Origin of the sequence: Nitrospira sp., assembly GCA_016788885.1 — a bacterium.
Taxonomy (GTDB): Bacteria; Nitrospirota; Nitrospiria; order Nitrospirales; family Nitrospiraceae; genus Nitrospira_A.
Genome location: JAEURX010000071.1, coordinates 1 through 20,514, shown reverse-complemented (window position 1 = coordinate 20,514; position 20,514 = coordinate 1). Strand labels below are relative to the sequence as shown.

Genomic DNA, 20,514 nt, shown 5'->3' with positions numbered 1-20,514 from the left:
CGCACGATGAAGGACTTCGCCATCAAGGCGTTCGACGAGAGTGCCGAGGTCAAGCGGCACTTTGCGCGTGACCACGCCGACAAAATCGTGCAGGTCGCACAACTCATCGGGCGAGCCTTTCAAACCGGACATAAAGTCTTGCTCTTCGGCAACGGCGGCAGTGCCACGGATGCCGCGCACATCGCCGCCGAATTCGTCGGCCGTTATAAGCGCGAACGCACCCCCTTCCCGGCCATTGCGCTTGCCACGGACATCGCTGCCATTACCTGCATCGCCAACGACTACGGCTTCGACGAACTCTTCGCCCGCCAGGTGCGAGCACATGGGCAGGCAGGAGACGTGGCCATCGCCATCAGCACCAGCGGCAACTCCCCCAATGTGCTGAGAGGAGTCGAAGCGGCCAAGGCCATGGGACTCACGACCGTCGCCTGGACCGGCGGCTCCGGCGGCAAGCTGGCTAGTCTGGTTGAGTACGCCTTTGTCGTGCCGTCGACGGTGACCGCCCGCATTCAAGAAAGCCACATCACGCTGGGCCATGTGCTCTGCGAACTCATTGAGGATCACGTTCTTGCCAACCCGGCCTAAACGTTCCGCGAAATCCTCGACGCCTCCCGCGATCATCAAGCCGATTGATGCGTCTCGTTTGAAGACCTATCCGCTCCAGCGACGGCACAGCAAGGTACAGGTTTCCAACTTTGCCAAAGTCTGGACGAAAGGTCGCTCGTTCAAGCGCTTCCTCGATTCGCTCCCCGATATCCTGGCCGTGAAAACGCTGCGGGAGGTGGCGCAGGCCATTGCGAAGGCGCATCGTCGCGGCCGGCCGGTCATTGTCGGTATGGGCGCCCATGTGGTGAAGGTGGGATTGGGCCCGCTGCTCGTGGACCTGATGGAGCGCGGCATCGTGACCGCGTTGGCCATGAACGGCGCCGTCATCATCCACGACTTCGAACTGGCCTTCATGGGCCACACGTCAGAAGAAGTGGACGCGGAGATCGACTCCGGCCGATTCGGCATGGCGGAAGAAACCGGCCGCATGCTCAACGAGGCCATCACGCTGGGGATGAAAGAAGGTCAGGGGCTGGGCGAATCGCTCGGCCTGTACATCAATCGTCATAAGTACCAGTTTCCGAACCGGGCCACCAGCCTCCTGGCCACCGGAGCCAGATTGGGACTTCCCGTCACCGTCCACGTCGCCGTCGGCACCGATATCATTCACATGCATCCGTCCGCAGACGGCGCAGCGATCGGCGCAGGATCACTGCTCGATTTTCGCCGCTTGGCCGCTGTGGTCTCGGGCATGGAGGGCGGGATATACCTCAACCTGGGATCCGCCGTCATCCTGCCGGAAGTGTTCTTGAAAGCCGTGTCGCTGGGACGCAATCTCGGCCACTCATTGACGAACATCACGACGGTCAATATGGATTTCCTCACACACTATCGTCCCATGACCAACGTCGTGCGCCGCCCCACCCAAAAAGGCGGCAAAGGCTACGCCCTCACCGGGCATCACGAGATCATGGTGCCGCTGTTGGCCGCGGCGGTCATTGAAGAGTTGTCCGGCCGCTGAACCAGAGTGGTGAGTGCTATCCTCATACGGCATCGAATCACCCTGTGATGTCCATGGCGCCCTCTGCCGAACCGTTGCTGACCATCTGGGCCGACCTTAATCGACGGTATTTTCACGATGCGTTGCCGCCGATTCGCATCGAATGGAGCCGGCGACTGACCTCCTCTGCCGGCATGTTTGTCTGCCGGGTCGGTCCGAGACATCCTCACTCACTCAGCACCAGTGATCAGACGCGACGACGCTGCATCAGGCTGTCATCGGTCCTCCTCTCAGTTCAGGACCAAAGCCGGGATCGCGAAACGATGACGACGCTGGCGCACGAAATGATTCATCAGTGGCAATACGACATCCTCAAGCGTCGTCCGAATCATGGTCAGGATTTCCGTCGCATGATGGCGCGCATGAACCTGGATGGCCTCGGCATCACGATCTATCATTCGTTGGGCAAAGCGGTGACGGCATTGGCGAAGTATGCCTGGCGCTGCCAACAATGCGGCTCCATCTACCGGCGGCAGCGTCGGACCATTCAACCACGACGGCACCTCTGCGGAGCCTGTCGGGGACCGCTCCGTGAGTTCGCGATCGTGCAGGATGAACCGCAACCGGAACCCGCTCCGATGAGTTTCATGGGCCGGCAATTCAGCCTTCCATTCCAATCGAGCTAACGTTTCATGTCTGCTCGTTGGCCCCGACAAATTCTCTTCGGCGACATCGACGCCATGTTTGCCTCGGCCGCCGTGCTCGCCGATCCGTCGTTGGCAGGAAAACCGGTCGCGGTAGGAGGCCCGCCCCCACGCGGCATTATTGCGGCCGCCAGCTATGCGGTCCGGCGATTCGGCGTCCGCTCCGCTATGCCGACCATTCAGGCGCTGCGCCTCTGCCCTCAGCTGATCCTCGTCCCACCTGACCGGCCGCTCTATACGAGGCTCCATCGTCAGCTTCAAGGAGTCACCAACCGGTTTTTTCCTGAAACCGAGTGGACGAGTATCGATGAATTTTATGCGGACACGACGAGACTACAAACCCGTCATCCCGATCCCCGATTGTTAGGGCAGACGCTCAAGGACGACATTCTCCGCACGACGGGCCTCACCTGCACGATTGCCCTGGCCTCCGGAAAAACCGTCGCCAAGATCGCCGCCGATGCGCACAAGCCGGACGGGCTGGCGGTGATCGAGCCGGGCGCGGAAGCCTCCTTCTTGGCCCCGCTGCCGATTCGTTCGTTGCCGGGCATGGGTCCCAAATCCACAGAGGCAGTCGAGCGCCTGGGAGTGAAGACAATGGGCGACCTCCTCCTTCCTCGCTTCGAATCAGCGCTTCTGCGCTTACTGGGCACCCGCCTGGCAGCGTTTCAATCACTGGCCCGCGGCTTTGATTCCGATCCTGTAGTAGCCGACCGCGAGTCTAAGAGTGTGAGCCACGAAACGACCTTCGACGAAGATACGAACGATCCTGGCGTACTGGAGCCGATCATTCATGGGTTTCTCGAAACGCTGGCGCATGAGCTTCGCTTAGAGGGTCTGGCTGCCGGCTCCTTCACCGTGAAACTGAAGGATTCGCAGTTTCGCATCACCACGCGGCAACGGAAGTTTGCCACGCCGTTGAACTATGACCCGGATATGTGGCCGGATATTCGTCTGGCTTTGAAAAACTTGCTACAGCCGCGATCGCGATATCGCCTCGTGGGCCTCGGCCTGTCGGACCTCGTGCCGGCCCCGGAACCGCTCTTCGACCGCCGCCAGCGCGATGCGGTGGCTGCCCTGGATAAACTGATCGAGCGACATGGCGCAGGAGTCGTCCGCCTGGGCGCCCTTCCTCTGGATGACGAGGGGAAGAAGAAACGAAGACATCCCCCACCCGTCTGAGTTCGCGAGCGCCTGACGTTCACCACGGATTCGTGGTGGCGGACTTTTTCTTCATCCTGCTAAGATGCATGATTGGATTGACGCCGAACATGATGCCCACAAAAGTCACCACACGCGAGGAATTGGCTTCCCTGCTGGCGGAACACCGTCGGCAGCAGCACCGGATCGTCTTCACGAACGGCTGCTTCGATCTCATGCACATCGGCCATGTCCGTTACCTGCAGGCGGCCCGCGATCTCGGTGAGGTGCTCATCGTCGGGGTGAATTCCGACACCTCCGTACGCGCCCTGCACAAGGGTGCTGATCGTCCCATCGTGCCGGATGTCCAGCGGGCCGAGGTCCTTGCGGCGCTGGCCTGCGTGGACTACGTGGTCATTTTCCCTGAACCGGATCCCGGTGCGCTCATTGCGACCCTCCAGCCGGATATTCTGGTCAAGGGCGGCGACTGGCCGCTCGACCGGATCGTCGGCCGGGACACGGTGGAAGCGCGCGGCGGACACGTCCAAACCATCCCGCTCGTCCCCGGGGTCTCAACCACCACACTGGTACAACGCATTCGCTCCACCACGGCGTAAGGATTTCGTGCCACCTGTCGTACCACTGCATCTGACGAACTGGCTCGCGCCGGCACGAGAAGCCCTTCACTCCGGCTCAGGCAAACCCTGCCTCATGGGCTTGCACGGCTCAACGACCGGTTTCGGCCTCGCCCTGCTCACGCAGAGCGTGCCTTCCCAACCACTGGCTGACCGCTCCTGGCTGGTCGTCACCAAGACAGACGACGAGGCGGAGCGCCTCTATCGAGACACGCTTTTTTTCCGCACCCTCTTCGGGCAATCGGGCGACGACCTCGCACTCTTCCCCAAATGGGAAACGTTGCCGTATGAATCGACCGTCCCCCACATCGATCTGGTCGCCCGCCGCATGCAGACGTTGCACCGGCTCTGCACGACCGCTCGCACGGTCCTGTTCACCTCCGTCCCGGCCCTGACCCAGCGCGTGCTTCCGGCGTTGGTGTTCACCGATGCCCTGCTTTGCTTTCAACCCAACGGGACACTGGAACGGGACACGCTCGTGTCCGGCCTGCTGCGCCTGGGATATCGCAAAGGTTCGGTGGTGGAAATTCCCGGCGAATTCAGCATCCGCGGAGGCATCGTCGACATTTACTCGACGGCCTATCCCGATCCGTTGCGGGTGGAGTTTCTCGGCGACACCATCGAATCCATCCGTTTTTTCGATCCGGCCACCCAAAAGTCGACCGACAAGATCAAGCAGGCCTGGGTGCTACCCGCGCGGGAATTGATCCGTCCCGAAGACGCACCCGATGCACTCGCGCCACTGACCGCCGATGCCGAATGGCATGCCCCGTCCGTCTATGGCGCCATGGACAGCCTCTTGGATTATTTTCCACAGCCTCCCGTACTGGTGCTGGATCAGCCCGACACCTTGAAAGCCCACACGGCGGAATGTTGGCAAGCCATTGAGGAAGGGTATCTGCGTCACGAAGATCGTTCCGACCCAAACCCATACCCGACGCCCGATCAGCTCTATCTCACCTGGGATCAGATTCGTGCCGCAACGGAGAGGTATGCGACGCTCGCCCTTGAGCCGCTCACCGCGCCGGACGCGAGTTGGGAGCCGGTGATGACCTGCCCGGCGCAAACCCCGGCGAGTGTGGGACTCGGTCAGCGCGGGACCGCCTTCAGCCATACGTTGGAAGTGCTCGATCAACTGCGGGAGGGCGGTCCGGTCGTCCTGGTGGCTCGCAGCCAGGGTCAGGTTGGCCGATTGCTGGCACTGTTCGGCGAACATGATCGGCCGGCCGTGGAGTGGAAACCCTCGGCGCTCGCCGCCGGCGGCGCGCAGAAGGCGCCGTTTTCGGTCTTGAACGGCGACGTGTCGGCCGGCTTCCTCTCTTCCGAGCTACGCCTGGTCGTGCTGACGGAAGAAGAACTGTTCGCGAAGGGGGCCCGCCACAAGCCGCAACACAAGAGCAAGGCGGCGACCTTTCTTTCCTCGTTAGAGGATCTGAACGTCGGTGATTTCGTGGTGCACGTGCAATACGGCATCGCCAAATACCAAGGACTGCGCCGGCTCTCGGTCCAGGACTTCGACAGCGACTTCCTGGTGCTCGAATTCGCCGGAACGGACAAGCTCTATGTACCGCTCGACCGGCTGAATCAGGTGCAGCGGTACGCGGGGGCCGACGCACATGTTCCACGACTGGACCGGCTCGGCGGGACGAGTTGGGCGAAAACGACCGCGAAAGTCAAAAAAGACATCGAAGAAATGGCGCACGAGCTCGTCGAGCTCTATGCGAACCGGGAACTGGTCCATCGGACGTCCTACGGCAAAGACAGCACGCTCTACCACGAGTTTGAGGCAGCCTTCGAATATGAAGAAACGCCTGACCAGCGGAAAGCAATCGAGGACATCACCCACGACCTGGCCTCCACCAAGCCGATGGATCGCCTGGTGTGCGGCGATGTGGGCTATGGCAAGACCGAAGTCGCCATGCGGGCGGCATTCAAAGCGGTTGAGGAAAACCGGCAGGTGGCCGTACTGGTGCCCACGACCCTCCTTGCCCATCAGCATTACGACAATTTCGTGGAACGGTTCGCCCCCTTCCCCACCCGTGTGGGACTAATTTCCCGGTTTCAATCGCCGAAGGAGACGAAGGCGATCATCAAAGATACGGCGGCGGGCCTGGTCGATGTGCTCATCGGCACCCACCGGCTCCTTCAGAAAGACGTGCAGTTTCGCAACCTCGGGCTCGTCATCATCGATGAGGAGCAATGGTTCGGGGTCAAGCACAAGGAACGCCTCAAGCAGTTGCGCACCCAAGTCGACGTCCTGACCCTGACGGCCACACCGATTCCCCGCACGCTCCAAATGACCATGACGAGTGTGCGCGACCTGTCGATCATCAATACCCCGCCGTCCGGGCGACTCGCCATTCGGACACAGGTGCTCCGCTTCAGCGAAAAAGCCATTCGCGAAGCGATTCTCCGCGAGCTCGGCCGCGGCGGGCAAACCTACTTCGTGCATAACCGCGTGGAAACCATGGAACGAATGGGCGCATGGCTCCAGGAACTGGTTCCGGAAGCGCGCATCGTCATGGCACATGGCCAGATGGATTCCAAACCGTTGGAAGCCGTCATGCTGAAATTTTTTCATCGGGAGGCGGACATTCTGATCGCGTCCGCCATCATTCAGTCCGGGATCGATGTGCCGACGGCCAATACGATCATCGTCAATCGCGCCGATACCTTCGGGCTGGCGCAGCTCTACCAGCTGCGTGGCCGCGTGGGACGAAGCGGTGAGCAAGCCTACGCCTACTTCCTGGTGCCGGATGAAGGCAACTTGTCGGAGGATGCACAAAAACGACTCACGGCCATCCAACAATTTACCGAGCTGGGGTCGGGCTTTCGCATCGCCGCAGCCGATTTGGAAATTCGCGGGGCGGGCAATCTGCTCGGCAAACAACAATCGGGGCATATCGCCGCCATCGGCCTCGATCTCTATCTGCAAATGGTGGAACAGGCGGTACAGCGCCTCAAGGGCCACGTAGTGGAGGAAGAGCCGGATCCCGAGCTGCGACTCAGTGTCTCGGCCTATATTCCCGAGGACTATGTGGCCGACAGTCATCAACGGCTCTCCTTCTACAAGCGCCTGTCGTCCTGCGGACAACTCGGGGATCTCGCGCTCTTGCACGGAGAGATCGAAGACCGGTACGGGCATCCCCCGGATCCGGTCGAGCGGTTGTTCGAACTCATGCAAATCCGCCTCCTGGCGAAACAGCTCCGTCTCGCCTCCGTGGTCGAACAGCTCCACGCCGTCGTGATCACCTTCGATCCCAAGGCGAAAGTGTCGGAGACCGCCGTGCAGGCCCTCATGGACAAGTACAAAAAGCGGCTGCGATTCCTGTCACCGCTGTCGTTTGAACTCCAGATGCCGCATGACGACTGGAGTTTGGTCTTTCCAGAACTCAACGCAATCTTGCAAACCCTCCACGTCTGTGGTACCAACAACAAAGAACCGCAGAAAGGCTCGAGCTGATCTTCGCACTGGATGCTCTCTCCGACCGCATGACGTCACGGCACACAACTCATCATTCGCATTGGCACGTGGGACTGACCGGCGCGGCATTGGCGTTGTACGCACTCGGCTTATTGACTGGCTGTACGGAACCACCGCAGGAAGAGCCGGTGATCGCCATGATCAACGGACGCTCCATCACCCAGGCTGAGTTCGACATTCGCTGGGAAGAACTGTCGCAGGCCACCCGCGCCCGGTACGAAAAAGAAGGCGGAAAACGCCGGTTCCTCGATGAATTGATCATGCGCGAGTTGTTGATGCAGGAGGCGCGCAAGCAAGGGCTTGATCAATCGGACGAGATCCGCGAGAAGACGTTGCGGTACCGCGAACAGCTGATTCTGGATGAATTGCTGAAGGACCGGATCAAGACCAAGGTCGAGATCTCGAAGGAAGAACTGGACGCGTACCTTGAAAGACATGCCAACCAACTCCTGGCGAATCCCAAGGTGCAGGTCTCGGTCATGTTGCTGCCGAACGTGTACGCCGCCAAGGATCTGAAACGCCAGGTGGAAGCCGGCGGCAACTTCACGCGATTCGCCCTCCGGTATTCGATTGATGAGCGGAGCCGTGCCAAGGGCGGCGATCTGGGCCCCTACCGAAAGGGCTTGCTGGAGCCTGAACTCGAGGCGTTGATCCCCTCCATGCACCCCGGCGTGTTGAGTGATCCGATCAAGACCGACAAGGGCTACTATCTTATGAAGGTCAGCCCGTTGGAGCCGGAAATTCTGCAGGCGGATCAGGCGACCCGAGAACGGCTCCGTCAGGAACTGCTGGCCGAAAAACGGCGAAAGCGGCTGGACGACGTCTTCGCCGAACTCCGCACCGGTGCCACCATCCGCATGGCCGACGCCGCTCGCTACGTGACCGATGAACCAGGGCGGCAGTAACCCGGTACGCATCGGATACCCACGCGTTCCGTTTCGCTATTCTTCCCTCTTGTTCTTCGCAACAACGTTCCCCTTCTGAAGTCTCGATTGTGTACAATCCCACTACCCGTATGAATCACCGATTGCATTCCGTTTCGACATGCCTCCGCGCCATCCTGCGCCTACCAGCAGGCATCCGGCCGTCTTCCGCTCAGCCAACCGGGTCTCTCGTCGGCCCACTGGCCACGGGTCTGCTTCTCAGTGTCTGTGTGGGCCTGGTCCCGACCGCTTCCGCGAACGCCGCCAAACTGGAAGATCGCATCGTGGCGGTCGTCAACTCCGACCTGATCATGTGGTCGGAATTAAAACGTGACCTGCTTCCCGATCAGGAGCGTCTGCGCAAGCTGTATAAAGGCGAGGAACTGGAACGCCGCCTCAAGACCGCCGAAGCGATCGCCGTCACGAAGATGATCGAGCGCAAGCTGCAGCTCCAGGCCGCCAAAAACAAGGGCGTGGATGTGTCCGACCAGGAAGTCGCGCAAGCGATGGAGGAGATGAAGAAGCAGGGGGAGGCGCTCAACAACGCCGACCCGAACACCACCAGGCGTATCCGCGAACAGCTGACGTTGATGCGTGTGGTCGACCGCGAAGTGCGCGGCTTAATCATGGTGGCCGATTCGGAGATGAAGCGATACTACCGGGAGCACCAAGATCGGTTCGCGTACCCCGAGGAATATCAGTTGAGCCAAATTCTGATCAAACCCCGCACGCCCGATGGCCTCTCGGCAGCACAAGGGCGTGCCGAAGCGCTGTTGGCCACCTTGAAACAGGGGGAGCCCTTCGAGGATCTGGCGATTCGCTTCTCCGACGGGGCAGACGCCTCACGCGGCGGGCGACTGGGATTGGTCCGGCAAGGCGAGTTGATTCCTGCGCTGGAACAGGCGCTCACCTCGTTGCCGGTGGGGCAGATCACGGGAATCGTCGAGACGGCGGAAGGACTGCATATCGTGCGCGTGGACGACAAGAAACCGCGCCAGTTTCGGCCCTTCGAACAGGTGAAGGCGGAAATTCAATCCCTTGTCTTTCAGCAGAAGACCGAGGATCAGTATCAGCTCTGGATGGCCGATCTCAAAAACAAAGCCTACATCGAGATCAAGTTTTAACAGGATGCTGAAAACGTCCGCCAGCAGCGTTCTCGCCTCGTTCAGACCCTCAACGTACCCCCGAGGGCACGCTTCGGCTCTTCACTCCCTGCGGCCTTGCTGTTCGGTCGTTTCGAGCATCTTGCGGGAGCGTGCTTGTGCGATGTCACATCTGCGTGTGATCAACGTTCTCTCGTGTCACACTCGTGTTTCCGCAGTCCATTAAACTGCGCGCGAATCTCGCCCCATAACGCGTCCCGTCCCTCATGGGTTTCGGCCGAATACAGAATGACCGGCACTTCGGCGGGCAATCCGCAAGCGACGCGCACTTCGGTCAGGGTCGGCTTCCGCTCGCTCTGCCGCAACTTATCGGCTTTCGTCAGCACGATGATCAGCCCGCATCCGAGCGACTGCACCCACTGGATCGTCATGACATCTTGCGGCATCCACACACGCGACTCGATCAGCAGAATCACCGCACCGAGCGATTGCCGCTGTTCGAGATATTGTTCGATCATCGGCCCCCATTGCGCGCGCGTGGTTTTGGAGACCTTGGCATAGCCATATCCGGGCAAGTCCACCAGGGACAAGAGCGGCAGCTTCGGGTCCGAGGTCCGAACGGTAAAAAAGTTCACGGCGCGTGTTTTTCCCGGCGTCTTGCTGACCTTCGCCAATTTTTTCCGATGCAGCAGGGAATTGATCAGCGAGGATTTGCCGACATTGGAGCGTCCCACGAAAGCGATTTCGGGCAAACTGTCGGCAGGAAACTGTTCTGGAGACACGGAACTTTTGATAAACTCGGCGCTGAGTAATTTCATAACGCTCGTGGCGGACGACAATGCGGGATGCGCGTCACCTTCGGCCAGCACGGCAGGCAGGTACGCCATCTCGTGCATTCATAGATAGAGTGTAGGAATGAGCAAGTCAACAGGCAGTCGGTTCGGCCGGATCCTGTTTTGGGCGACCGTGCTCGTCGGTCTACCGGCTGCCGCCTTGGCGTTGTACTGGTTGGCGACGCTCCCCGATGTGTCCCGCCTCGCCAAACACCATCCCACGGAAACGGCATTGATGGAAGCCCGCCGGGCCCAGGCCAAGGAGCAAGGCCATGCGCTGCACATCAAATTTGCCTGGGTGCCGTTATCGCGAATTGCACCGGCGCTTCAACGAGCCGTGGTCGCAGCGGAAGATGCGTCGTTCTTCGCCCATGAAGGATTCGACTGGGAAGGTATCAAGGATGCAGCGCTGTACAACCTGGAGGTCGGGGAGTTCAAACGCGGAGGCAGCACCATCACCCAACAGTTGGCGAAAAACCTCTACCTCTCGTCCGAACGCTCCTTATTACGAAAAGCCCGGGAGGCGTTGATCACACGTTCCCTGGAGCACCATTTGACCAAGAAACAAATTCTGGAGCTGTACTTGAATGTCGCCGAATGGGGACAGGGCGTGTTTGGAGCGGAGGCGGCGGCGCGACACCATTTCGGGAAATCTGCTGAGGATCTCACAATTGAGGAGGCGGCTCTGCTGGCGGCGATTCTGCCTTCTCCGCGCCGCTATGACCCGATCAGGCACACGGCCTATCTCACTCGACGCCAGCGGCACATCGTGCGCTGGCTAGAACGAGGGAGCAGCCGGAAATCAGGCGCCATCACTCGACACCCATCGGAAAGTTTGGAAGTGGTTCCTGTGGAGGAGTGACCGCCTCACCCGGAGCAACCGCTGCGCTACTCCGCGTCGCCGACAGATGGATAGTTTCGCTCCCCGAAAATCGCCGATTCGTGCAGGTAATGTTTGAATTCGAGCAGATTGCCTGAAGGGTCTTCCAGAAAAAACGTGCGATGCTCAATCTGTGTCCCGGGAAACCGGCGACGAGGCTGCTGATAAAACACGAGATCCTTGGCCTTTGCGCGATCGGCTAGCGTCTGCCATTCCTCCACGCCCGTCAGCACCAGACCGAAATGGCGAGGATAGATGCCCTTCTGCGAGGCGATCGGCGCAGTCGAGAGGTGCGCCGTCAGCTGGTGGCCGGCAAGTCCGAGCGTCATGGCGGTGGAGGACTCCCGCCCAAGCACACAACCCAGACCATCGACATAGAATCGCTTGGCCGCGGCCAAATCGTGGACGGGGAACGCAAGATGAAAAAGCGCCGGCATGGTTCGATTCCTTCCGTCACTCTATCAACCGCGATCGGTCCTACGCAAACCGACTTCGCACCAGAGGCCGCCCATCACGCCCGATGACCCCGGCCGCCATGTGAGGGGTGCTGTGCCGAATGGCGAATCGTCCGTCCGGCGACAGGACCAACACGCCGGCGGCACCGTGAATGCGTTGCACCACCTTACGGAGGACACGGGCAGCCGCCACCGCCGGACTCAGCCCGGCCGCCAATCCATCAGTAATTTCCTTGGCGACGGCAACTCGAATGATGCTCTCCCCCAGTCCGGTCATGGAGACGGCTCCGGCCTCATTGTCGGCATAGACCCCGCAACCGATGAGCGGCGTATCGCCCACCCGGCCCGGCAACATGACATCTACACCGCCGGTCGAGGCGCCAGCGGCGACGGTTCCCGACAGATCCAGTGCTACCGCTCCCACCGTCTCTTTCCCCAGACTCCTGGTCCGGAGGCGACCGGTTTTTACAAGCGCTTGATGGAGTCGCAGCGTTCGACTCACCCCAGCGCGCGGTCGCAGTTGTCGCGGTGGTGGGCCGGCCGACGTTTTTGCGCGGGGAACACGTTCCAGTCCAAAATACCGGGCAAAGCGAGAGGCCGACTGCCCGACAAGCAGCACATGCGCCGTCCGCTCCATGACCAACCGCGCTGCCGTGACCGGATGGACAATGCCCTCGATGGACGCGACCGCACCGGCACGCAAGTCATGGCCTTCCATGATCGACGCGTCCATCCGGCACACCCCATCGAGTTGGCGGTTCGAGCCACGCCCTGCATTGAACAATCCGGATTCCTCCAGACGGCGAATGGCTTCCTCAACCACCGACAATGCGGGCCTCCCGTCCATCAACAGACGATGCCCCTCCGCCAGAGCGGCCTCCAGGCAGTCCGTCTGAGCATCGGTCATGGCGCGGCGCCCCGCGCCACCATGGATGAGGAGAATCGGTCGTCTGCGTGTCAATTGAGCAGCAGGTCTTTCACGCGGCGGCAGGCAGGATCTTGCATACGATCGAGATCCGAGCGGACAAATCCCAATCCGGTCACACAGAGTTCAAAATTTTCCGACAACTTCCTGAACAAGGGCGAATCCTGCTCCGGGTCGTAACTGCCGTACTCCGCCACTAACCCGTAGGAGCGTTTGCCCGTCTTCACATAGTCCACCAGAACATCCTTGTGGTAGATGCGGCTGACCGTCTTGAGCCGACGAAGGTATTCAGGAAAAAGCCCGGTCATGAAGAGGGTAAAGTCTCCGATATGCCGATGCACGTCGCGCTCCCGCTCGAACGAGTGCGCCTCCAGGAGCACTTCCGATTCAAACAACATGTCGACGACCGAATCGACCGAGCGGCCCTGGGCATTCTGGATTTTGTAGAGTTGGTCGCTGTGCGCGAATTCGACGAGCAGGTTGGAGAGATACTCGGTGACGTTCAGATCCGGCCACCCGAGGTGTTCGGTGAAGCTCTTTTCCGTCAAGGCGCCGAAGAGCTGGCGGAGTGGATGGCTGCGAGAAACGGGACTTCCCATCTCGACCTCCCGGGCATTCCTTGCCCATTACGCGTAGTATATCAGACCATGCTCAAACCAAACGGACTTTCTCCCTGCTTCCTTATCGGCATTCGCGCGCAAGACTTAACCACTACGACGTGTGTGTCCCCCGCACTGATCGGTCACGCATTGCACGCCCATCGGCACAGCACGGCGGATCACCCCTCACGTCGACTGTCCAACAGAAAGGTCACCGGCCCGTCATTGAGCAATTCCACCTGCATATGAGCACCGAACACGCCCGTCTCCACCTTCACGCCTACCGCCCGAAGTCGAGTCACCGCCTGCTCATACCATGTTCGCGCCTCGTCCGGCGCAGCCGCTCGATCGAACCCCGGCCGACGCCCCTTCGTGGTATCACCGAGCAGCGTGAACTGCGACACCAGCAGCACCTCGCCGCCGACCTCGACAAGCGACCGGTTCATCTTCCCCTGGTCGTCGGCAAAAATGCGCAGCGTGTGGAGTTTTTCGACCAGATACAACAGATCGCGCTCCTCGTCGCCCTTGGCTACCCCCAATAACACCAGGAGACCGGCTCCAATTCGGCCGACGATCCGTCCGTCTACCTCGACGGAAGCTCGCGTGACACGTTGGAGCACTGCCTTCATGACAATGGGCTCGTCTGGTGATACATCGGAAGTCGCACATCCGATCTGCTGGCGCGCGGAGCCCGGAGGCCCCAACACGTACTCGAGTACCGTGGGCTAGGACAGGAGTTGATCGAGTGTCCCCTCCAGCTTCAACAGGCGCCGTTTAAGCGGCAACCCGCAGGAAAACCCTCCCAGCGAACCATCATGCGCAACGATCCGATGACAGGGGACGACGATGGGGATCGGATTCGCGCCCAAGGCCATCCCCACGGCCCTCGCATACTGCTTTCCGCCGACTCGAATGGCGACCCATTGATAGGACCGCACGCGGCCATAGGGAATGGTGGTGATCGCTTTCCACACTTTTCGCTGGAATGTCGTACCGCCGGACCAATCGATCGGGAGCGAAAACTCACGCCTCGTACCGGCCAGATAGGCCAGGAGTTGGCTTGTCGCTTCTTCGACAATGGTCCCCGCAGGATCATCTTTGGCGCCTGTGGGCTTGCGTGCGTGAATGGAAGGAGAAAGATCAATCGCGGTCAGGCCTTTAGCAGAAGCGGTGACCGTCACCCAGCCCCAGGGCGTTTTGAATGTACTGGTCTGCGTCATATCATCCGGCTCCGAATTTCCGCGCGACGCGTCCGAGTTTGCGTTTCACCATCCCCAATACCACGTCCAGTTCCTCCGAACCAAGAACAAGATGCACCCCCAGATAAGCGACAATACTGAGGCCGATCCCGCCGAAGAGCGCGGCGGACTTCACGATCCAGCCGCCGCTTTCCGTCCACATCGACGCCCCCGAGATCCACAAACAGATCGCGGCCATCGGAATGCACGCACCCAGTACTCGACCGGCCGAGCGCACTACAGCCCCCCAATCAACACGCCCGAGTCGCCGATGGAGGACACCGACAAGAATGCTCCCGTTCAGCATGGAGGCCAATGCCGTGGCCAACGCCAAGCCCGCGGCGCCCAACAGGGTCATTAACCAGAGCGACAGGAGAATATTGGCCATGACGGCAAGGCCCGCCGTGATCGCCGGCGTCCTCGTATCCTGCAACGAATAAAATGCGGAGACAATGATCCGCACCCCGGCAAAGGCCCACAGCCCGACGGCGTAACAGAGCAGTGCCGTGGCGGTCGCCAGCGTGTCGGCCTGAGTAAACGATCCGTGCTCGAACACGAGGTGCACGATCGGATAGCGCAGGAGAATCAATCCCACCATTGCCGGCAGAATGATGAAAAAAATCATCCTGAGCCCGAAGCCAATCGTCGTCCGCAACTCGCCGAGTGCCCCGCGGGCGGCCTGTGCAGAAAGCGTGGGAAGAATCGCCGTGGCCAACGCCACCCCAAAAATACCCAGCGGAAACTGGATCAACCGCATCCCGTAAAACAAATAGGTGGGGCCGCCGGGGAAATACGACGCGAGAATCGTACTCACGGTAATGTTGATCTGCGTCACGGATAATCCGAGCAGCGAGGGCACCATCAACAGCCCGATGCGTTTCACTCCGGGGTGGCCGGGATTGAACCGCCAGCCGAACAACATGCCACGGCCCTTCAATCCGGGAAGCTGCATGGCAAACTGAGCCAGCCCGCCGACCACGATGCCGATCGCCACGCCGATAATGGGTTCGGGTAACCAGGGCGCTAGGAACAGCATGCAAGCGATGGTGAACACATTGAAGAAGACGGGAGAAAAGGCCGGGGCCGCAAAGGCTCGCAACGAATTGAGAATCCCCATGGCGAGAGCGGCCAGGCTGATGAAAATCAGGTACGGAAACATCACCTGGGTCAACAGACTCGTCAATGCCAGCTTGTCGGGGCTTTCGCGAAATCCAGGGGCGAGGAACCACACGATGCCGGGCGCGGCAAGGATCCCGAGCAGGGTGACGGCGGTGACGATGGTGAGGAGCGTCGTGAACGTCGCGCTGGCCAGCTCCCAGGCATCACGTTTGGTTTTCAGGGTGTGGTATTCAGTAAAGACCGGAATGAAGGCTGCCGACATCGAGCCTTCTGCAAACAACTCCCGCAAGAGATTGGGCACCCTGTAGGCCACAAAAAAGGCATCCGCCGCCGGAGTCGCACCGAAGAGTCGCGCTAGGACCATATCGCGGACAAACCCGAGAATGCGGCTGGAAAATGTGGCGACACCGATGAGCCCGGCCGCCTTGACGACGGAATGGGTCTCCTCCGAGACTGGTCGAGATGGTTCAACGGGAGCGGCGGGATGGGACATTATCGGGGATTGTAACCAAACGGAGCAGAGCCGTCCATTCTCAGGTAAGAACCGGCCCTCAGAAATCTTGGATCACCTCATTCGACAACTCGTTAGGGTTGTCCCCGACGCGTGGGGGACAGACAGGGGCCAGGAGTCTTCCGCTCGCCTCGATTCCACGACGCAGTCCACCGGCGAGATCACCGGCCTTCAACCGCTCGACCATGCCCCTTGTCACTTCTTCCCACTGCGCGGAGGACACCCGATCGCGAAGCGTGCGATCGGCCAGTACGTAGACCTGGCGTTCAAGGCAGGAGACCATCAGTAATACGCCGGTCCGATCGCGTGTGCTCGACAGCCCCTGCTGGGCGAACGCCCGCTCAGCGCGGAGTTGCACTTTGTGCCGCATGCGTTCCCGTGACGTGAAGAGGCGCAAGACGGGAGGCCACCGCCCGAGCCATGAGCCGCAGGCATAGGCCACCATCGCCGCACCCACGAGCCAGACCGCATTGGCAGCGTGCCATCCCCACGGCAGCCACAGACTATCCATCGTCAGCAACGCGGTCAACACAAGCGCGGCAACCAACAGACCTGCTCGATGGTGCGCCTCCCGATAGAGACCGGATTGCCCGACGATCATGGGGACAATTTCGGCACTGGTCTCTTGTTCGGCGGCTTGCACTGCCGCGGCAATCCCTGCACGCTCCTCATCCGTCAGTGCCAGACGCTTACCAGTCTCCACTGGCGCCTCCTCCTCCGAAATCGCCCCCGCCACCAGAGAAGCTGTCGCCGCCCCCGAATGATCCCCCCAGACTACCCGTTCCCCATCCTCCCTGTTGAGTGCTGAACCAGGTGTCATCAACTCCGCCATGCCGGCGCCGTGGCCTCGACCCGATCGATGATCCCACCCCACTCAACAGGCTCACGAGCAGCATGCTCGCCCCTCCGGCGATGAGGGCAGGCACCAGCCACGGTGCAACGACGAATGAGAAGCCACCGCCCACGACAGGCCCAAGCACTCGATGGGCTCGAGAGAAAAACAGGCCGATCACCACGCCGACTACCACTGCCACGAACACGGTGCCAAGTGCGTCGCCATTCGGCGCCGCAGCCCTGGGCCGTTCAGGAGCCGTGTACGTCCCTTCGATGGTACTCAAGACAGCCCGCACGCCGGCGGTGACGCCCGCCGCAAACTCCCCGGTGCGAAACCGCGGCACGATCTCGTTTCTGATGATCTGAGCCGACCGGGCGTCGGTCAAGGTCCCTTCCAGCCCGTAGCCGACTTCCATGCGAACCTTTCGATCCTTGATCGCGACTAAGAGCAGGGCGCCGTTGTCCGTACCCTTCCGGCCCAATTTCCACGTCGTGGCCACGCGATGGGAAAAGTCGAACAACGGCTCGCCCTCCAACGAAGGGACGATCAGCACGACCACCTGGTTGGAGGTCTTCGCTTCATGCGCCCGGAGTTCCTGGCTCAGTTGCTCGACTGCGGCAGGCGGCAGGACATGCGCCACATCGACCACAGGGCCACTAAGCGGAGGGATCTCCAGTGCCCAAACCGGAACGCCAGGCAACAGGACCAGCCACAGCCATCCGGCAAGGACAACTCTCCCTACTCGGCCACACAGCCGCATCGCATGTGCTCCCTGTCGCACGAGACGGGGGTTAGAACTTCACTTCCGGCGGCTTCGCCACAGCTTTTTCGTCAGCGACGGTGAAATTGGGCTTCTCTTCCAAATGCAGCAGGAATTTCGCCGTCAGATTCGTGGGAAAGTAGCGGACCATCTTGTTGAACTCCGCCACCTTGTCAATGTAACGCTTGCGCGCCACGGTGATGCGGTTTTCGGTTCCTTCAAGTTGGCTTTGCAGATCACGAAACCCCTGATCCGCTTTGAGGTTGGGATAGTTTTCCGCCAACGCGAGCAGCCGTCCGAGCGCGCCGGACAGGCCCTGCTGTGCCTCCTGGAATTTTTTGAAGGCCGCTTCATCCTTGAGCAACTCCGGCGTCAGCTGCACACTCGTGGCCTTGGCGCGCGCCTGCACCACACTTTCCAGTGTCTCCTTTTCGTGCGCAGCGTATCCTTTGACCGTGCTCACCAAATTGGGAATCAGGTCGGCCCGGCGTTGATATTGGTTGATGACTTCGCTCCACGCGGCCTTCGTGTCTTCATCGAGCCCCTGCAGATCGTTGTACCCACAGCCGGATGAGGCCACCATGCCGGTGAGCAGCAACGAAACCAGCACCATTCGTGCGATACGCATGCGCATCTTCCCTCCTCCGCGCCGATATCACAGCAGCGCTTCTTCAAGACCTAAGGCTGCTGCCGGCGAAGTCAATGTTTACGGGAAGCCCTGACGACTGAAGGTGTGCTTCCCCCTGCTACCTTGTTATACTACGTACCACGACTCCTTGTTCAGCTACCGGAACCGTGATGGCACTCGATCCCTTAACGGACACGCCGGGAGGATTTCAAGTTCGACATCGCACCCTGGGAGTCTTTCAGGGCAGTTCGATCGGCTTGGCCTTCTGGCATCCTTCTTCCCATATGCCCGAATACGGCCTCTGCCGGTTTGCCACCGAGGCGAAGGCACAGGCCTACGTGGACTTTCTTGCTTCGCCCTCCTGCCCGGAGCCACTGAATCGCGCCGACCTGGTCGTGGAAGGCTTCAACCACGCCGAACATGAGCGGTTGATCACGGAATACCCACAAGCCTCGGCTTGGGAAACCCCTCTGTAGCAGACTATCAGCCATCGAATGTGTGTGGACGCTGCAGAGACTGTGAGGCGGGAACACACCGCGTGCCAGGTGCGGGGACAGTCAGACGGCCGGACGCGCACCGGAGGGCTCGGTCTTCGATTGCACGAAGGCTAAGAGCCGCTTGTTCTCCTGAGCTGAACGGAGAAACTTAAACGCAATGCCGCGGGAGCTGACGGATCGGACCATCGCCGCGACCTCAAGCGGAGCGTGTTCATTTTCCAGGACGATTTGCAGATAAAAAATGTCGTCCACGTGGACCGACGCTTGACTCTCAATCACGCACCCGCCCATCGAGATATCCTTCACCGTGCCTTCTCCCCTGATCTTTCCTCCTGAGAACGACAAAAAGAGTCGGACCGGAATACGCAGATGTTCACGACGATCCAGTACCTGATTCGAATACGTGCATCCCAATCGCGAGGCCGAGAAGCGGCAACTACACGATTGGCAATGGAACGGCGAGATGAACGCGAGCGACTGTAAGCACTCCACAAGCGTGGCGCATCGGGAACGAAAGACATTATTGTGCCCGCAGTGCGGACAAGTCAGAGGTCGAGCCATGGTCAGTCATCGGCACAGGCGAGCGTAGCGCCCCCGGCCGCCTGATGCGGTCCCGGTCTTGTACAATACGACTGCAGTGATGTGGCGACACGATCACTGCGGAGCGTGAGAGCGCGGCGCCTGTTCATCGATAAAGTATGAGGGGAATTCTGTCAAGAAACTCGACGCTTCTTCCAGAGCGAGCGTCAGATCTCAGCGTCATCTTGAGATGCTGCTGCGTGTTTCACCATCTGTGACATCCGTCGAATCTCCCACTACAATCTCCCGGTTCAACGCGCGCCGCCTCGAGCTCACCCGTCTCATCTCGGATTGGAATTTTAGACAGAACCCTCTTCAGTAACGCGTAATTTGTCCAAGCCTGAGACATGAACACACTGATATTCAAAGGAAATTCGGATTAAATTGTTCTAACATCTCACTAACACCTCTCTAATCTCCCGTTGCTACTCTCTACCTCACATGGGGCACGGCCTTCACGCTTTGGAGGCACATTCTAAGGAGGTGGACACCATGACATGCGGACGATGCCAGGGATTGATGGTGGATGAATGGCGGCCGGATTTTTCACCCGAAACGTTTGTGTGGCGATGCATCAATTGCGGATCGATCGTCGATCCATTAATCGAACAAAATCGGCGCACGCGAATGGCCGAACAATTATTGTTGGAACCGGTCGAAGCGCTACAGTAACGCAGGCAACGGGGGCAGGGTTGTTCAGCACCCTGTCCCGCAACACGCACGAGGTTAGAGAGCGAAGTCGGCCCAGAGCACCGTATGATCTGAGGGATCCGTCGCGCGGCGCGGTTCCAAATCGACATCGACACGCTGACATCTTTGGGCCAGTGGCGCAGTCGCGAGGATATGGTCGATCCGCCACCCTTTGTTGGCGGTAAGGGCACTGGGAGCACGGTAGTCGAAAAACGTGAATTGCTGGCGATCTGGATACAGTTTGCAGAACACATCTTCGAAGCCCCACGCAACAGTCTTCCCATAGGCATTGCGCGCGTCTTCGTGGTAGCAGACATGTTTCAGATGTTTCTCCGGGCTGTGGACATCAATGGGTCTTGGGGCCACATTCATGTCTCCACACCAGATCGCCGGCTCCTTCGGGGAAAGATGCGATTCGAAGTGTTTTCGT

Annotated in this window: 23 protein-coding genes; 11 read left to right on the top strand and 12 right to left on the bottom strand. The window is 60.1% G+C overall.

Translation table 11 applies throughout. The features are described from left to right. The first annotated feature begins 6 nt into the window (after positions 1–6). The 8 genes from JNL86_17460 to JNL86_17425 all read left to right on the top strand — a co-directional run bounded on the left by JNL86_17460 (position 7) and on the right by JNL86_17425 (position 9,556). Positions 7–585, top strand: a complete 579-nt coding sequence (locus JNL86_17460; GenBank protein MBL8044699.1) for a D-sedoheptulose 7-phosphate isomerase — start codon at positions 7–9, stop codon at positions 583–585. Further along, positions 569–1,567, top strand: coding sequence for a hypothetical protein (locus tag JNL86_17455; GenBank protein MBL8044698.1), 999 nt, complete (start codon positions 569–571; stop codon positions 1,565–1,567). Before JNL86_17460 ends, JNL86_17455 begins: the two co-directional genes overlap by 17 nt. 53 nt (positions 1,568–1,620) lie before the next feature. Then, on the top strand, positions 1,621–2,232 hold the full coding sequence (locus tag JNL86_17450; GenBank protein MBL8044697.1) for a SprT-like domain-containing protein: 612 nt from the start codon (positions 1,621–1,623) through the stop codon (positions 2,230–2,232). 6 nt (positions 2,233–2,238) lie between these two features. Beyond that, a complete protein-coding gene (locus tag JNL86_17445) occupies positions 2,239–3,432 on the top strand; it encodes a DNA polymerase IV (protein MBL8044696.1) in 1,194 nt (397 codons plus the stop codon). Positions 3,433–3,524: 92 nt separating this feature from the next. After that, on the top strand, positions 3,525–4,007 hold the full coding sequence (gene rfaE2 / locus JNL86_17440) for a D-glycero-beta-D-manno-heptose 1-phosphate adenylyltransferase (protein MBL8044695.1): 483 nt from the start codon (positions 3,525–3,527) through the stop codon (positions 4,005–4,007). 7 nt (positions 4,008–4,014) lie between these two features. Beyond that, positions 4,015–7,488, top strand: a complete 3,474-nt coding sequence (gene mfd / locus JNL86_17435; GenBank protein ID MBL8044694.1) for a transcription-repair coupling factor — start codon at positions 4,015–4,017, stop codon at positions 7,486–7,488. 68 nt (positions 7,489–7,556) lie between these two features. Next, positions 7,557–8,414 carry a peptidylprolyl isomerase gene (locus JNL86_17430; GenBank protein ID MBL8044693.1) on the top strand — a complete coding sequence of 286 codons (858 nt, stop codon included), beginning with the start codon at positions 7,557–7,559 and terminating at the stop codon, positions 8,412–8,414. A gap of 110 nt (positions 8,415–8,524) precedes the next feature. Continuing rightward, positions 8,525–9,556, top strand: coding sequence for a peptidyl-prolyl cis-trans isomerase (locus JNL86_17425; GenBank protein MBL8044692.1), 1,032 nt, complete (start codon positions 8,525–8,527; stop codon positions 9,554–9,556). A gap of 161 nt (positions 9,557–9,717) precedes the next feature. On the opposite strand, the gene JNL86_17420 is transcribed toward JNL86_17425, so the two are convergent. Then, entirely contained in the window at positions 9,718–10,353 is a 636-nt protein-coding gene (locus JNL86_17420; GenBank protein MBL8044691.1) for a YihA family ribosome biogenesis GTP-binding protein, read from the bottom strand. A gap of 97 nt (positions 10,354–10,450) precedes the next feature. On the opposite strand from JNL86_17420, the gene mtgA reads away from it, so the two are divergent. Next, positions 10,451–11,230 (top strand): monofunctional biosynthetic peptidoglycan transglycosylase, encoded by a 780-nt coding sequence (gene mtgA, locus JNL86_17415; protein ID MBL8044690.1) that lies wholly within the window; start codon positions 10,451–10,453, stop codon positions 11,228–11,230. Between the two features lie 26 nt (positions 11,231–11,256). On the opposite strand, the gene JNL86_17410 is transcribed toward mtgA, so the two are convergent. The 9 genes from JNL86_17410 to JNL86_17370 all read right to left on the bottom strand — a co-directional run bounded on the left by JNL86_17410 (position 11,257) and on the right by JNL86_17370 (position 18,324). Then, positions 11,257–11,685, bottom strand: coding sequence for a VOC family protein (locus tag JNL86_17410; protein MBL8044689.1), 429 nt, complete (start codon positions 11,683–11,685; stop codon positions 11,257–11,259). Between the two features lie 40 nt (positions 11,686–11,725). Beyond that, on the bottom strand, positions 11,726–12,610 hold the full coding sequence (locus JNL86_17405) for an isoaspartyl peptidase/L-asparaginase (GenBank protein ID MBL8044688.1): 885 nt from the start codon (positions 12,608–12,610) through the stop codon (positions 11,726–11,728). 50 nt (positions 12,611–12,660) lie between these two features. Next, on the bottom strand, positions 12,661–13,227 hold the full coding sequence (locus JNL86_17400) for a hypothetical protein (GenBank protein MBL8044687.1): 567 nt from the start codon (positions 13,225–13,227) through the stop codon (positions 12,661–12,663). A gap of 179 nt (positions 13,228–13,406) precedes the next feature. Continuing rightward, complete coding sequence (locus JNL86_17395) at positions 13,407–13,856, bottom strand: D-tyrosyl-tRNA(Tyr) deacylase (protein MBL8044686.1); 450 nt, start codon at positions 13,854–13,856, stop codon at positions 13,407–13,409. Between the two features lie 96 nt (positions 13,857–13,952). Continuing rightward, positions 13,953–14,447 (bottom strand): methylated-DNA--[protein]-cysteine S-methyltransferase, encoded by a 495-nt coding sequence (locus JNL86_17390; protein ID MBL8044685.1) that lies wholly within the window; start codon positions 14,445–14,447, stop codon positions 13,953–13,955. A gap of 1 nt (position 14,448) precedes the next feature. Continuing rightward, complete coding sequence (murJ, locus tag JNL86_17385) at positions 14,449–16,077, bottom strand: murein biosynthesis integral membrane protein MurJ (GenBank protein ID MBL8044684.1); 1,629 nt, start codon at positions 16,075–16,077, stop codon at positions 14,449–14,451. A gap of 58 nt (positions 16,078–16,135) precedes the next feature. Next, on the bottom strand, positions 16,136–16,798 hold the full coding sequence (locus JNL86_17380) for a TPM domain-containing protein (protein ID MBL8044683.1): 663 nt from the start codon (positions 16,796–16,798) through the stop codon (positions 16,136–16,138). Further along, positions 16,785–17,690, bottom strand: a complete 906-nt coding sequence (locus JNL86_17375; GenBank protein MBL8044682.1) for a TPM domain-containing protein — start codon at positions 17,688–17,690, stop codon at positions 16,785–16,787. The genes JNL86_17380 and JNL86_17375 overlap by 14 nt, the downstream gene beginning before the upstream one ends. Positions 17,691–17,721: 31 nt before the next feature. Then, complete coding sequence (locus tag JNL86_17370) at positions 17,722–18,324, bottom strand: LemA family protein (GenBank protein MBL8044681.1); 603 nt, start codon at positions 18,322–18,324, stop codon at positions 17,722–17,724. A 164-nt stretch (positions 18,325–18,488) separates the two neighbouring features. On the opposite strand from JNL86_17370, the gene JNL86_17365 reads away from it, so the two are divergent. Then, positions 18,489–18,794: a hypothetical protein gene (locus JNL86_17365; GenBank protein MBL8044680.1), complete on the top strand. Its 306-nt coding sequence runs from the start codon at positions 18,489–18,491 to the stop codon at positions 18,792–18,794. A gap of 81 nt (positions 18,795–18,875) precedes the next feature. Here the strand turns inward: JNL86_17365 and JNL86_17360 are convergent, their stop codons facing one another. After that, positions 18,876–19,376, bottom strand: coding sequence for a PilZ domain-containing protein (locus JNL86_17360; protein ID MBL8044679.1), 501 nt, complete (start codon positions 19,374–19,376; stop codon positions 18,876–18,878). Positions 19,377–19,886: 510 nt separating this feature from the next. On the opposite strand from JNL86_17360, the gene JNL86_17355 reads away from it, so the two are divergent. Further along, on the top strand, positions 19,887–20,066 hold the full coding sequence (locus JNL86_17355) for a hypothetical protein (GenBank protein ID MBL8044678.1): 180 nt from the start codon (positions 19,887–19,889) through the stop codon (positions 20,064–20,066). Positions 20,067–20,120: 54 nt separating this feature from the next. Here JNL86_17355 and JNL86_17350 read toward each other — a convergent pair. Then, positions 20,121–20,514: endonuclease/exonuclease/phosphatase family protein (locus JNL86_17350; GenBank protein ID MBL8044677.1), on the bottom strand; the 394-nt coding region annotated here is incomplete at its 5' end.